This is a genomic window from Ciceribacter sp. RN22, from assembly GCF_024054295.1.
GTDB classification, from domain to species: domain Bacteria; phylum Pseudomonadota; class Alphaproteobacteria; order Rhizobiales; family Rhizobiaceae; genus Allorhizobium; species Allorhizobium lividum.
Map to the genome: position 1 here is coordinate 2546077 of NZ_JAMXLD010000001.1, position 12825 is coordinate 2558901.

The 12825-nt window shown below is 62.6% G+C and carries 15 protein-coding genes; 8 read left to right on the forward strand and 7 right to left on the reverse strand.

Annotation, left to right across the window (positions count from 1 at the left end):
- Positions 1-194 precede the first annotated feature (194 nt).
- The 5 genes from NHF53_RS12425 (at position 195) to NHF53_RS12445 (ending at position 5408) form a co-directional block, all read left to right on the forward strand.
- Entirely contained in the window at positions 195-797 is a 603-nt protein-coding gene (locus NHF53_RS12425; RefSeq protein WP_114361337.1) for a 50S ribosomal protein L25/general stress protein Ctc, read from the forward strand.
- 233 nt (positions 798-1030) lie between these two features.
- A complete protein-coding gene (locus tag NHF53_RS12430; protein ID WP_252834434.1) occupies positions 1031-3400 on the forward strand; it encodes an EAL domain-containing protein in 2370 nt (789 codons plus the stop codon).
- A 32-nt stretch (positions 3401-3432) separates the two neighbouring features.
- Positions 3433-4149, forward strand: coding sequence for an ABC transporter substrate-binding protein (locus NHF53_RS12435; protein ID WP_114361335.1), 717 nt, complete (start codon positions 3433-3435; stop codon positions 4147-4149).
- A 79-nt stretch (positions 4150-4228) separates the two neighbouring features.
- On the forward strand, positions 4229-4945 hold the full coding sequence (pth, locus tag NHF53_RS12440) for an aminoacyl-tRNA hydrolase (protein WP_252834435.1): 717 nt from the start codon (positions 4229-4231) through the stop codon (positions 4943-4945).
- A gap of 4 nt (positions 4946-4949) precedes the next feature.
- On the forward strand, positions 4950-5408 hold the full coding sequence (locus tag NHF53_RS12445; protein WP_252834436.1) for a GNAT family N-acetyltransferase: 459 nt from the start codon (positions 4950-4952) through the stop codon (positions 5406-5408).
- A gap of 9 nt (positions 5409-5417) precedes the next feature.
- Here NHF53_RS12445 and clpS read toward each other — a convergent pair whose 3' ends face one another.
- Complete coding sequence (clpS, locus tag NHF53_RS12450) at positions 5418-5729, reverse strand: ATP-dependent Clp protease adapter ClpS (protein WP_252834437.1); 312 nt, start codon at positions 5727-5729, stop codon at positions 5418-5420.
- 230 nt (positions 5730-5959) lie between these two features.
- Here clpS and ychF point away from each other — a divergent pair, with 230 nt between their 5' ends.
- A complete protein-coding gene (gene ychF / locus NHF53_RS12455) occupies positions 5960-7063 on the forward strand; it encodes a redox-regulated ATPase YchF (protein WP_252834438.1) in 1104 nt (367 codons plus the stop codon).
- 84 nt (positions 7064-7147) lie between these two features.
- On the opposite strand, the gene NHF53_RS12460 is transcribed toward ychF, so the two are convergent.
- Both NHF53_RS12460 and NHF53_RS12465 read right to left on the reverse strand, forming a co-directional pair.
- Positions 7148-7354: a DUF2892 domain-containing protein gene (locus NHF53_RS12460; RefSeq protein WP_252834439.1), complete on the reverse strand. Its 207-nt coding sequence runs from the start codon at positions 7352-7354 to the stop codon at positions 7148-7150.
- Positions 7355-7466: 112 nt separating this feature from the next.
- A complete protein-coding gene (locus NHF53_RS12465) occupies positions 7467-8123 on the reverse strand; it encodes a Crp/Fnr family transcriptional regulator (protein ID WP_252834440.1) in 657 nt (218 codons plus the stop codon).
- Between the two features lie 66 nt (positions 8124-8189).
- Here NHF53_RS12465 and NHF53_RS12470 point away from each other — a divergent pair, with 66 nt between their 5' ends.
- On the forward strand, positions 8190-8660 hold the full coding sequence (locus tag NHF53_RS12470; protein ID WP_252834441.1) for a MaoC family dehydratase: 471 nt from the start codon (positions 8190-8192) through the stop codon (positions 8658-8660).
- Positions 8657-9139 (forward strand): MaoC family dehydratase, encoded by a 483-nt coding sequence (locus NHF53_RS12475; RefSeq protein ID WP_252834442.1) that lies wholly within the window; start codon positions 8657-8659, stop codon positions 9137-9139. The genes NHF53_RS12470 and NHF53_RS12475 overlap by 4 nt, the downstream gene beginning before the upstream one ends.
- Positions 9140-9158: 19 nt before the next feature.
- On the opposite strand, the gene NHF53_RS12480 is transcribed toward NHF53_RS12475, so the two are convergent.
- From NHF53_RS12480 to petA, 4 genes are all read right to left on the reverse strand, one after another.
- Complete coding sequence (locus tag NHF53_RS12480) at positions 9159-9701, reverse strand: adenine phosphoribosyltransferase (RefSeq protein WP_112690822.1); 543 nt, start codon at positions 9699-9701, stop codon at positions 9159-9161.
- A 120-nt stretch (positions 9702-9821) separates the two neighbouring features.
- Entirely contained in the window at positions 9822-10700 is an 879-nt protein-coding gene (locus NHF53_RS12485) for a cytochrome c1 (RefSeq protein ID WP_252834443.1), read from the reverse strand.
- A 23-nt stretch (positions 10701-10723) separates the two neighbouring features.
- A complete protein-coding gene (locus tag NHF53_RS12490) occupies positions 10724-11992 on the reverse strand; it encodes a cytochrome b N-terminal domain-containing protein (RefSeq protein ID WP_252834444.1) in 1269 nt (422 codons plus the stop codon).
- 13 nt (positions 11993-12005) lie between these two features.
- Complete coding sequence (gene petA, locus NHF53_RS12495) at positions 12006-12584, reverse strand: ubiquinol-cytochrome c reductase iron-sulfur subunit (protein WP_252834445.1); 579 nt, start codon at positions 12582-12584, stop codon at positions 12006-12008.
- Between the last annotated feature and the right edge of the window lie 241 nt (positions 12585-12825).

Below are 12825 nucleotides of genomic sequence, written 5' to 3' on the forward strand. Positions count from 1 at the left end.
CGTTCACGCGAAAAGCCCTGCAATTGCCGGCCTGCGCTTGCCTTTCGCGGCCTTCTGGTCTATAGCGCCCCCGTCCGCGTAGACACCCTTGGAGGCAACGCGGATGAGGCCGTCGCAAGACACCTCGGTTTCGCATGGCAGGTCAACATCGCCCTGCCCCGGAACTCTCCAAATAACCTTGAAAGGATAAAGCCATGAGCCACGCTTCTTACGAGCTCAAGGCCGTAGCACGCGAACGGGTTGGTAAGGGGTCCTCCCGTGAACTTCGCCGCAACGGTTCCATTCCCGCTGTCATCTATGGTGACAAGCAGGCCCCCATTTCCATCGCGCTCGACACCAACGAAGTCACCAAGCGCATCCACGCCGGCGGTTTCATGACCACCGTTGCGACGATCGACCTGAACGGCGAGAAGATCAAGGTCCTGCCGAAGGACTACCAGCTCGACCCGGTTCGCGATTTCACGATGCACGTCGACTTCCTGCGCGTCTCGGCCGACAGCCAGGTTTCGGTCCAGGTTCCGGTTCACTTCATCAACGAAGAGAAGTCGGCAATCAAGATCGGCGGCGTTCTGAACGTCGTTCGCCACGAAGTCGAGCTGCACTGCCCGGCCGATGCGATCCCGGAATTCATCACCGTCGACCTCGCCGGCCACAAGATCGGCGACAGCCTGCACATCTCGCATGTGAAGCTGCCGGCCGGCGTGACCCCGGTCATCGCCGACCGTGACTTCACGATCGCAACCATCGTCGCCCCGGCTGGCGGTGTTTCCGAAGGCGGGGAAGCTGCCGAAGCGTAATCGCGCAATCGGCACTCCTGACTTTTCCGATCCCGTCTCCGAAAGGAGGCGGGATTTTTCGTTTCCGGGCTCGAAAACCGGCCCGCTGCCGCATGAAAGCCCGTTGCATGAGGGCTTTAGCGACATTTAATGATTTCGTGTCAGCCTTACCTGCCGCAAAAGTTGCGTAAGGGGGGAAATGACACCGTGAGGGAAGCGATATCGGATCAACCATATCCTGGCGGTGACAAGCCATGACACGGTCGGTCGAAAGCCGTTTTCTCGCGATCATCGCAATCGCCGTCGGCATCCTCGTCATCCCTCTCCTCGGGCTCTTCCTCGCCCTGTCGTCGGAGCGCTCCGCGAAGGAGCTTGACGACCACGTCGAGATCCTCCTCGCCGCCAATGCACTGGCGCTGGCAAAGCCGCTCTGGGACTTCGACCTCGAGAGCGCTGAGCGGATCACCGCCGCACTTACCTCCGACGACGCGATCACCAAGGTCCGGGTCCGCGACGTGTCCGGCGGCATCAACGTCTCCATGCCGCCGATGCCGGCCTGGCCCAAAGGCGGCGTCCAGTCTCGTTATCGTCCGATCATCTACAAGACGCTGGACGGCCCGAAGACCGTCGGCACCATCACCGTCTATTACCACCGGCTCGGCATCTTCTCGGCTCTCCGGGAGGCGGAAGGTGTCTTTATCGGCATCTTCATCGTCGCGATCCTCGCCATGGTCGGCGCCGCCATCCTCGGCAACCGCATCATGATCGTCAAACCGCTGCTGAAGCTGACGGCCGCCATTGAGGCGACCCGAAGGCTCGGATCGCGCCATCACGTCGACTGGAACTCAAACGACGAAATGGGCCGGCTCGCAAAGAGCTTCAACGCCATGCAGACGCAGCTGGAGCAGGAGGAACGCGAGCTCAAGATCGCGCACCGGCGAGCAACGGACATCTACAATCTGACACCCGCCATGCTGTTCTCGATCGATGAGAACGACCGTATCACCGACGTCAGCGACTATTGGCTGCTGGCGACGGGCTACGCGCGCGAGGACGTCGTCGGCAAGCACTTCGCGGATCTCGTCGACAGCCCCGTGCGCGGTGCGTATCTGGTCCACCGCCACGGTCCGAGCGACCGCAAGGTCGTCGAATGCACCACCAGGTTCGTCTGCAAGGACGGCCGTGTCATGGACGTGCTGATCGTCGAAAGCGGCAAGGCCGCCGGTGACTGCGAGACAGGCCTTTCCCTCAGCGTCATGACCGACGTGACCGAGCTCAAGCAGTCGGAAGCCAGGATCCGTCGCCAGGCGGTGACCGACCATCTGACCGGCCTCTTGAACCGGCAAGGCTTCGAGAGTGTCCTCGATGAGGAAATCCGCGAGACCGACGCCCGCCAGGGCGAGCTCGCCTGCATCTTCGTCGATCTCGACCGCTTCAAGTGGATCAACGACAATCTCGGCCACCAGGCCGGTGATACGGTGCTGCGCCGGCTCGTCGAACTCATGGAACAGCAGCTGCCGCCGGCAGCCACCGCCGCGCGTATCGGCGGCGACGAGTTCGCGGTCCTGCTTCGCTCAGACAATGCCGAAGCGGATGCGCTCGCCCTCGCCCATCGTCTCTGCGGGATGCTGGAGGAGCCCCTCCTCATCAACGGATCGACGGTGCGGCTGAGCGCCAGCATCGGTGTCGCGCTCTATCCCCGCCACGCGCACAATGCGGCGGAACTGCTGCAGAAGTCGGACATGGCGATGTACACCAAGAAGCGTGGCGGCAAGAACGGCGCGCTGCTCTACGACCCGCTGATCCAGGACAACACCCGCCAGCGGGCGGAGATCGAGCAGGACATCGAGGAGGCGCTTACCAACGACTGGTTCGAGGCCTATTTCCAGCCGATCGTCGACCTCGGCAATAACCGGGTGATCGGATACGAGTCGCTGATGCGCCTCGCTCACCCGCGAAAGGGACTGCTGCCACCCTCCGACATCATCAGGATCGCCGAGGAAACCGGCGCGATCGGTCGCATCGGCAATCGCGTATTCGAAAAGGCGCTCGCCAACCTCGTCGCGCTCACCCGGGCGTCCGGCGACGACAAGACCTATCTCGCGGTCAATTTCTCTCCGCTCCAGCTCGAGCAGACGCTGCCGATGCTGCTGACGACGTTGACTGCCCGCCACCACATCGATCCGCGGCGCATCGTCGTCGAGATCACCGAGGCGACGCTGCTCCACGACAACCCGCAGATCCGCATGGTACTCGACGAATTCAGCCGCATCGGCTGCCGCATCGCACTCGATGATTTCGGCACCGGTTATTCTTCTCTCAGCTATCTCAGCCGCTTCCCCGTCGATATCGTGAAGATCGACCAGTCCTTCATCCGTTCCCTCGCCGCCGACGAGGCGGAATTGCGCCACAAGAGCCGCATGCTCGTCGAAGGCATCACCGCCATCTCCCACAAGATGGAATGCTCGGTGACTGCGGAAGGCGTCGAGACGAAGGAGCAGCGCGACCTCCTTCAGGGGTTTGGTGTCGACTGTGGACAAGGCTATTTCTTCGCGCGGCCGCAACCCGTGGAGCAATTGATCGCAGCCTACGACACTGCCCGAAAGACAACCTCCGTCGCCTGACCGCGGCGACAACCGAGCAAGGATGGCATGACATGAAGAGGCTTGCATTACTGCTGCTGCTCGGCACGGCGCCAGCCGCCGAGGCCGAAACCGTCCATTTCACGACGGAGAACTATCCGCCCTACAATTTCCGCGAAAACGGCGAGTACCGCGGCCTCGGCTACGAGCAGGTGGTGGCGCTGATGAAGGACACCGGCGTCGACTACACGATCGAGATGATGCCATGGGCCCGTGCGATCGCGCTTGCCGAGAGCGAGCCGCTCCACTGCGTCTTCACGACTGCGCACATCGCCGAACGCAACAGCCGTTTCAAATGGGTGGAGCCGCTCGCGATCGACCGCAACGTCATGGTGGCGCGGGAAGGTGCCGGCATCAAGGCGATCACCATCGCCGAGGCGCGGGAATACGTCGTCGGAACCCAGCGCAACGACTATACCCAGCAATTGCTGGAGCGGAACGGTTTTCCGAAGATCGACCTCGCGACCGATCTCGACCTGACACTCAAGAAGCTCCTGAGCGGCCGCGTCGACATGATGCCGATCTCGGAACGCTACTATCTCCAGCTGCGCGAAGAGGGCCACCGGCTCGAAAAGCGCTTCGTGCTGGCGGAGCAGAAGTTCAGCATCGCCTGCAACCTGAACTTTCCCGAGGATATCATCCGGAAGATGCAGGCAGGCCTCGACAAGCTGATTGCCGACGGCACGCAGAAGGCGCTCCTCACCAAGTACGGAATGCAAGTCCTCAACTGACGCGGACGCCCGCAGGGCTTGACATCCGCGCGGTTTCGCGGTGGTGGATCACAGACCCATTCCAAAGGCGGACCGTCCCATGCTCATCATCGCCGGCCTCGGCAATCCGGGCGCCAAGTATTCGGAGAACCGGCACAATATCGGCTTCATGGCGGTGGATGCGATCCATCGCCGCCACCGCTTCTCGCCCTGGAGCAAGAAGTTCAAGGCGGAGATCGCCGAAGGCGAGATCGGCGGCGAGAAGGTGCTGCTGATAAAACCGCAAACCTTCATGAACCTTTCCGGCGAGGCGGTGGGCGAGGCCATGCGCTTCTACAAGCTTAAGCCTGCCGACATCGTCGCCATCCACGACGAGCTCGACCTTCCCGCCGGCAAGGCGCGGATGAAGACCGGCGGCGGCCATGGCGGCCACAACGGGCTGAAGTCGCTCGACGCCCATTGCGGCAAGGACTACCGCCGGCTCCGGCTCGGCATCGGTCATCCCGGAGACAAGGAGCGCGTGCACGGCCATGTGCTCGGCGATTTTGCCAAGGTCGACCGGACCTGGCTCGATCCGCTGCTCGATGCGATCGCCGACAATGCCGACCTGCTGCTCCAGCCCGACGAGTCGAAGCTCATGAACAAGCTCGCACTTGCGACCGGCGGCAAGGAGGAGCCGGCGAAAGCGAAAACGGAGAAACCGGCCGGCCAGTCGCACATCCACCAGGCCCGCAACAATGCCCAGCCGAAGAAGCTGCCCGAAACCGGACCGATGGCGGAAATGCTGAAGCGGATGTTCTCGAAGAAGGACGATTGATGCGATGGCGAACCCGGTCGAGATACGGGCGCTGGGAAAGCCGGATCTACAAGGTCTGCTGTCACTCTACGACCAGTTGATCGAGAGCGATCTGCCGCTGGCGCCCGATCTCGCGGAAGTCCGCTTCGATGAAATCCTCGGTCACGACGGTCTCACCGTGTTCGGCGCCTTCGTCGACGGTACGCTCGCCAGCACCTGCACGCTGATCGTGGTGCCCAATCTCACACGCGGCGGCATGCCGTACGCCTTCATCGAAAACGTCGTCACCGATGCCCGGCATCGCCGCACCGGCCTGGGACGCCGGACCCTGCAAGCCGCAATCGACGCCGCTTTTCACGCCGGGTGCTACACCGTGCGGCTGATGACGGGCGCCAAACGACCGGGCACACTCGACTTCTACAGAAGCTGCGGCTTCGACACGACGAAGCACGGGCTGGAAATCCGCCGAATTCCACCGCGCTGAGCCGCGCCGCTATTCCTCCGGCTCGGTCGTGAACATCAGCGGAAAGCCCGCCTGCTTGCCGAGCTCCGTGCCTTCCTTGGCCTTGGTCTCGGCGATGTCGCGGACATAGACGCACACGACGCAGCTTCCCTTCCGGTGCGCCGTGATCATCACCCGGTAGCACATGTCTTCGCTCATGCGGAAAACCGCCTTGAGCACGACGATCACGAATTCCCGCGGCGTGTAGTCGTCGTTGACGAGGATGACCTTGTAGAGTCTCGGCCGTTCGATCCTGGGCCTGGTGCCCGGTTTCACCTTGACCGCAATATCATTGTCACTCATCGGAACGCTCCCGTGATGACAGATGGATGGGCAAAGCCTGACCGGACGATCTTGCCTCGCCGGCGGACGCCGTTCAAGGTCTTCGGGGCCGTCCATGCTCTGCAGACAGCAATTCAACCCCGCCGAACGGCCTTCCGATCGGCGCTCCGGTGACGACAGCCCTTGACCTTGCCCCGCCCATTTCGCAAAAGGCAGCAACGGAATTCTCAAGCTGAGCAGGTATTCAAGCCATGGGCTTCAAATGCGGTATCGTCGGACTGCCGAATGTCGGCAAGTCCACCCTCTTCAACGCGCTGACCAAGACGGCGGCGGCGCAAGCCGCCAACTATCCCTTCTGCACGATCGAGCCGAACACCGGCGAAGTCGCCGTTCCCGATCCGCGCATGCCGAAGCTCGCGAAGGTCGCCGGCTCGAAGGAAATCATCCCGACGCGCATCTCCTTCGTCGACATCGCCGGCCTAGTGCGCGGCGCGTCGAAGGGCGAAGGCCTCGGCAACAAGTTCCTCGCCAATATCCGCGAAGTCGATGCCATCGTGCACGTCCTGCGCTGCTTCGAGGATCCTGACATCACCCACGTCGAAGGCCGCATAGATCCGGTCGGCGATGCCGACACGATCGAGACCGAGCTGATGCTCGCCGACCTCGAAAGCCTGGAGCGCCGCGTCGAACAGACCCGCAAGCGCGCGACCGGCAAGGACAAGGAGTCCATGGCGCAGCTTCCGGTCATGGAAGCGGTCATCAAGCTGCTGCAGGAGGGCAAGCCCGCCCGTCTGCTCCTGAAGACGCTCGGCGCCGACGAGATCCAGATCCTGAAGGAGCTGAACCTCCTCACCTCGCATCCGGTCCTCTATGTCTGCAACGTCGCGGAGAGCGACGCCTCGACCGGCAACAAGTACACGGAAGCCGTCGCTGAGATGGCGAAGGAACAGGGCGCCGAAACGGTCATCATCTCCGCGGCCATCGAGGCCGAGGTCGCCCAGCTTCCGGAAGAGGAATCGAAGGAATTTCTCGCCGCACTCGGCCTGGAGGAAGCCGGTCTCGACCGGCTGATCCGTGCCGGCTATCACCTGCTCGACCTGATTACCTACTTCACCGTCGGTCCGAAGGAATGCCGCGCCTGGACGATCGTCCGCGGCACCAAGGCGCCGCAGGCCGCCGGCGTCATCCACAGCGACTTCGAACGCGGCTTCATCCGTGCCTTCACCATCGGCTATGACGACTTCATCACCTGTGGCGGGGAAGTCGGCGCCAAGGAAGCCGGCAAGGCTCGCGACGAAGGCAAGGAATACGTCGTCAACGACGGCGACGTGATCCACTTCCGCTTCAACACCTGAGCGGACCAACTCCCATCACACGACGACGAAGGCATCGCCACCAGCGTGGCGATGCCTTCTTCTCTTACGATCGGCGGGAACGCCTCACGCCTTCTTCGTAGGGCAGGACGAGATGCCCAGCATCGAATAAAGCAGGCAGGTTCCGAAGAGCCCCGTCAGCAGCGGCACGATCCCGATCAGCGTATAGTAGCGCCACCACGCGCCCGGATAGTAGAAGAACAGGGACAGCAGCACGAGGCCGAGTACAATGCGTATGACCCTGTCGACCGTTCCGACATTCTTGGCAAACATTGTCTTTCCTTTCCGCGTTGCAGGAGATTCCGCAATATCGCAAGCATAACCAAACGTGGTGCCCCGTCAGTGACTTAGTCACAGGACAGGAAACTTGGGCGGGATGCGCCCGTCAGTCGGGCGACGCCATGCGCCGGAGCTGGACGGGATCGAGGATGCGGATCTGCCCGCGCTCGCTGCTGACGATGCCGCGCGCTGAAAGCTCCTCCAGCCGCCGCGACACCACCTCGCGGGCCGAGCCGATCATCGCGGCGAGTTCCTGGTGGGTGGCGACGACGATGCCTTCCGGTCCCGCCCTTTCGAGCAGGGACTTGGCAAGACGCCGCTCGACCTTCACGAACGCCACCTGCTCCAGAAGCAGCATCAGTTCCGAAAGGCGACCGGCGAAGGCGCGGAAAACAAAGCCGCGGAAGGCGGCGGATGTCGCGAGCAGATCATCGAACATCTGCGGCGGCATCATGACCGCCACCAGATCCGTTTCGGCGATCGCCTCGCCGGTATACGGCGCACCGCCGAGAACGCCGAGCGTCGTCTGCACACAGGTCTCGCCGGGGCAGACGGAATAGAGGAGAAGCTCGCGGCCGTTGCGGCCGGTCATGTAGACGCCGATACGCCCGGACAGAAGGATGAGAAAGACCTCGGCCCTGTCGCCCGGCCGGAAAAGCGTCGTCCGGTCCGGCACGTAATGCGGCTTCAAGGTGCCAAGCTGCGCACGCACCTCCGGCTCCAGTGCGGAAAGAAAGCCTGCCTGATCCACCCAACCCGCCATGGACCCTCCAGCGATTCCGGGGCATAAGACCCATTGTGCACACTTGGCGGACGGAGGGAACAGCCGATGCAGGCCGAACGGCTCCACTACGAGGACTTCACCCCCGGGCGACGCTTCGAGCTCGGGCCGCGGACGGTGACGGCCGCGGAGATCATAGAGTTCGCGAAGGAGTTCGACCCGCAGCCGATGCATCTTTCCGAAGAGGCGGGACGCGCGAGCATTCTCGGCGGATTGTCGGCGTCCGGCTGGCATACGAGCAGCCTCTTCATGCGCATGATGATCGACAGCTACGTGCTGGCGACGGCCTCGGAAGGGGCGCCCGGCATCGACGTCATGCAGTGGAGAAAGCCGGTCATCGCCGGCGATACGCTGAGCGGCCATTCGACGGTCGAGGCCGCGCGGCCGATGCGCTCGCGCCCCGGCCTCGGCATCGTCACCTTCGGCCACGAACTCTTCAACCAGCGCGGAGAACTCGTCCTTTCCGCCCGCAATTCCATCATGGTGCGTCAGCGCAACCCCGAAAAGGCTTCTGCATGAGGATGCTCGATCTTTACCCCGCCGGTACGCGCCTCGCGCTCGGGTCGGCGAGCTTCTCCGCAGGGGACATCGTCCGTTTTGCCGAAAAGTTCGACCCGCAGCCCTTCCATGTCGACGCCGAGGCTGCGAAGAATTACGTCTTCGGAGCACTCTGCGCCTCCGGCTGGCACACCTGCGCCTGCTGGATGCGGTGCTTCATCGGCTTCTGGGAACGCGAGACGAAGCGCCTTTCCGCCGAAGGCATCGTACCGCCGAGGCTCGGTCCCTCCCCCGGGTTTGCCGAGCTGCAATGGCTGAAACCCGTCTATGTGGGCGATGTCGTCAGCTATTCGCTCACCAGCGTCGACAGCCGACCGCTGGCCTCCCGACCGGGGCTCGTTCTCAACACCGGCCTCGCCGAAGGCATCAACCAGAACGGCGAGCCGGTGCTGCGGTTCAAAAGCAACATTCTCGAATTCCTGCCGGAAGACGAGGCCTGAAGGCCGGATCTCGCCAGGCTCAGTGGCCGGAGAATTCGACCAGCGTCCGCACCTCGACGCCAAGTTCCTCGAGCTTCTTGCGCCCGCCGAGATCCGGCAGGTCGATGACGAAGCACGCGGAGACGACGTCGGCGCCGATCTGACGCAGCAGCTGAACCGCCCCGACGGCGGTACCGCCGGTCGCGATCAGGTCGTCGACGAGGATCACCTTCTCACCCGGCTCGACGGCATCCACATGCATCTCCATCTCGTCCACGCCGTATTCGAGGCTGTAGGCGATCCTGACCGTATCGTGGGGAAGCTTGCCCTTCTTGCGGATCGGCACGAAGCCGGCGGACAGCTGGTGAGCCACGGCGCCGCCGAGGATGAAGCCGCGCGCCTCCATGCCGGCGATCTTGTCGATCTTCATGCCCGCATAGGGCTGGACGAGGGCGTCGACAGCCCGGCGGAAGGCCCGCGGGTTGCCGAGCAGCGTGGTGATGTCGCGAAAGACGATGCCGGGCTTCGGATAATCGGGGATCGAGCGGATCGAGGATGCGAGCTCAAGCGCAAAGTTGCTCATGGTCTGTCCAGTGTCATTCACATTTCGGGAAGATTGCGCTGGACAGTAGCAAGTCCGGCTTTCCCGACCAACAAAAAAGGCGGTCCGAAGACCGCCTTTTCGAAGCACCGATCGCGGGGATCAGTGTTCCTTGTTCGCGTAGACCGACTTCTTCGTCAGGTAGACCAGAGCGGTGAAGATCGCGAGGAACACCATGACCATGAAGCCGGTGTGCTTGCGCTCTTCGAGGTGCGGCTCGGCAGCCCACATCAGGAACGCGGCAACGTCCTTCGCGTACTGGTCGAGCGTTTCCGGCGACCCGTCGTCATAGGTGACCTGGCCGTCGCTGAGCGGCGGAGCCATCTTCAAGGCAGAGGCGCCTGCGAAGTAGGGGTTGAAATTCGTTCCCTCAGCCACTTCGACGCCTTCCGGCGCCGCCTGGTAGCCGGTCAGCAGCGAGTAGATATAGTCCGGACCGCCTTCCTGATACTGAGTAAAGATATCGAAGATGAAGGTCGGGAAACCGCGCTCGATGCCGCGAGCCTTGGCGAGCAACGACATGTCCGGCGGAGCGGCGCCGCCATTGGCAGCCGCAGCTGCTTCCTTGTTCGGGAAGGGCGACGGGAAGTAGTCCGACGGAACCGCCTTGCGGGTGAACATCTCACCGTCGGCGTTCGGACCGTCCTGAACCTCATACTCGCCGGCAAACGCCTTGACCTGCTCTTCCGAGTAGCCGAGGTGCTCGAGCGTGCGGAAGGAAACGAGGCTCATCGAGTGACAGGCCGAGCAGACTTCCTTGTAGACCTTGAGGCCGCGCTGCAGCTGGCCCTTGTCGTACTTGCCGAACGGACCGGCAAAGGTCCACTCGACGTTCTTCGGCTTGAAGATCGGGTAGTGGCCGGCAGCCGCGGCGTGTTCCGCCGCCGCAGCAAGATCGGTTGCTTCCTGCGCGACCGCGGAAGAGGCGCCGAAGCCCGCCATGGCGGCGATCAGCGCGATGCTCGTTACAAGCTTTTTCATCTTATAATCCCTCTTTCGCGCGCTCAGGCCTGGGTTGCGGCGGATTTGCCGCTCTTTTCGAGAACCGCCTCGGTGATCGAGTTCGGAACACGGCGCGGCTTTTCGAACAGGCCGAGCAGCGGCATGATCACGATGAAGAAGCCGAAGTAGTAGAGCGTGCCGAACTGGGCCATCAGCGTGTAGAGGTCCGAAGGCTGACGCGAGCCGAGCCAGCCGAGCAGGATGCAGTCGGCGACGAACAGCCAGAAGAACAGCTTGTACCAGGGGCGGTAGACGGCCGAGCGGACCTTGGACGTGTCGAGCCAGGGCAGGAAGAACAGGATGATGATCGAGCCGAACATCACCAGAACGCCACCGAGCTTGGAGTCGATGATCCAGATGTTGAAAGTGATGGCGCGCAGCATCGCGTAGAACGGCAGGTAGTACCATTCCGGAACGATGTGGGCCGGGGTCTTCAGCGGATCGGCCATCGTGTAGTTGTCGGGGTGACCGAGGTAGTTCGGCAGGTAGAAGATGAACCACGCATAGACGATCAGGAAGACCGCTACGCCGAAGGCATCCTTGAGCGTCGCATAAGGCGTGAACGGAACGGTGTCCGTCTTCGACTTGACTTCGACGCCGGTCGGGTTGGTCTGGCCGGTGACGTGCAGCGCCCAGACGTGCAGGACGACGACGCCGGCGATCATGAACGGCAGCAGATAGTGCAGCGAGAAGAAGCGGTTGAGCGTCGGATTGTCGACCGCAAAGCCGCCGAGCAGGAACTGCTGAATCCATTCGCCGACCCCCGGGAAGGCGGTGAAGAAGCCGGTGATGACGGTCGCACCCCAGAAGGACATCTGACCCCAGGGCAGAACGTAGCCCATGAAGCCCGTCGCCATCATCAGCAGGTAGATCACGACGCCGAGGATCCAGAGGATTTCGCGCGGCGCCTTGTAGGAGCCGTAGTAGAGGCCGCGGGCGATGTGGAGATAGACGGCGATGAAGAAGAACGACGCGCCGTTGGCGTGCATGTAGCGCAGCAGCCAGCCGTGGTTGACGTCGCGCATGATCTTCTCGACCGAATTGAAGGCGATCGTCGTTTCCGCGCCGTAGTGCATGGCGAGAACCACGCCGGTCAGGATCTGCACAACGAGCATCACCGACAGCATGGCACCGAACGTATAGGCATAGTTCAGGTTGCGGGGAACGGGATAGGCGACAAAACTGTCATAGACCATGCGCGGCAGAGGCAGCCGCGCGTCGATCCACTTCCCGAGACCGCTCGACGGCTGGTAGCTAGAATGACCACTCATATTATGTATCCCCTCAACCGATCTTGATCACAGAATCGGAAACGAATGCAAAGGTAGGAACGGCAAGGTTCTGCGGCGCAGGACCCTTACGGATACGGCCGGCGGTGTCGTAGTGCGAGCCGTGGCAGGGACAGAACCAGCCGCCGAAATCGCCTGACTGGCCGAGCGGAACGCAGCCGAGATGGGTGCAGGAGCCGATCATCACGATCCAGTTTTCCTTGCCTTCGCCTGCGGAGCGGTCGAGATCGTTCGCTTCTGCATCAGGTGCGAGATTGGCGTTGCGGGCGACCGGATCCTTGAGGTCGGTGAGCGCGACCTGCTTGGCCTCTTCGACTTCCTTGTCGGTGCGGTTGCGGATGAACACCGGCTTCCCGCGCCACTTGACGGTGAGCGACATGCCCGGCTCGATCGCCGAAACGTCCACTTCGATCGAAGCGAGCGCGAGCGTCGAAGCGTCCGGACGCATCTGGTCGATGAAGGGCCAGGCAACCGCAGCGGCACCGACCACACCGGCCATACCGGTCGTCAGATAAAGAAAGTCGCGGCGAGAAGGCTCGCCCAAGGTCTCGCTATTGATGTCGTGTTCGCTCACGGTCAAACCATCCTCTTCGCAAACGTCTGCGATAAACCGCATTGCCTCCGCGACAGGAAGCCTGTGCGCAGACACAGTTGCGCCACAGATTCCCCGCCAATTTGGCGCGTTCTAAGCCCGATAACAAAAGATGTCCAGCCTTGGCAGGGGGATGGGGGCACATTGTCGCGGAAAATCTTGGGAGAGTTCCGTCCGCGTCACACGAGGGGCTTTCAGGCGACACCAGACCTCCTCCGAAAGG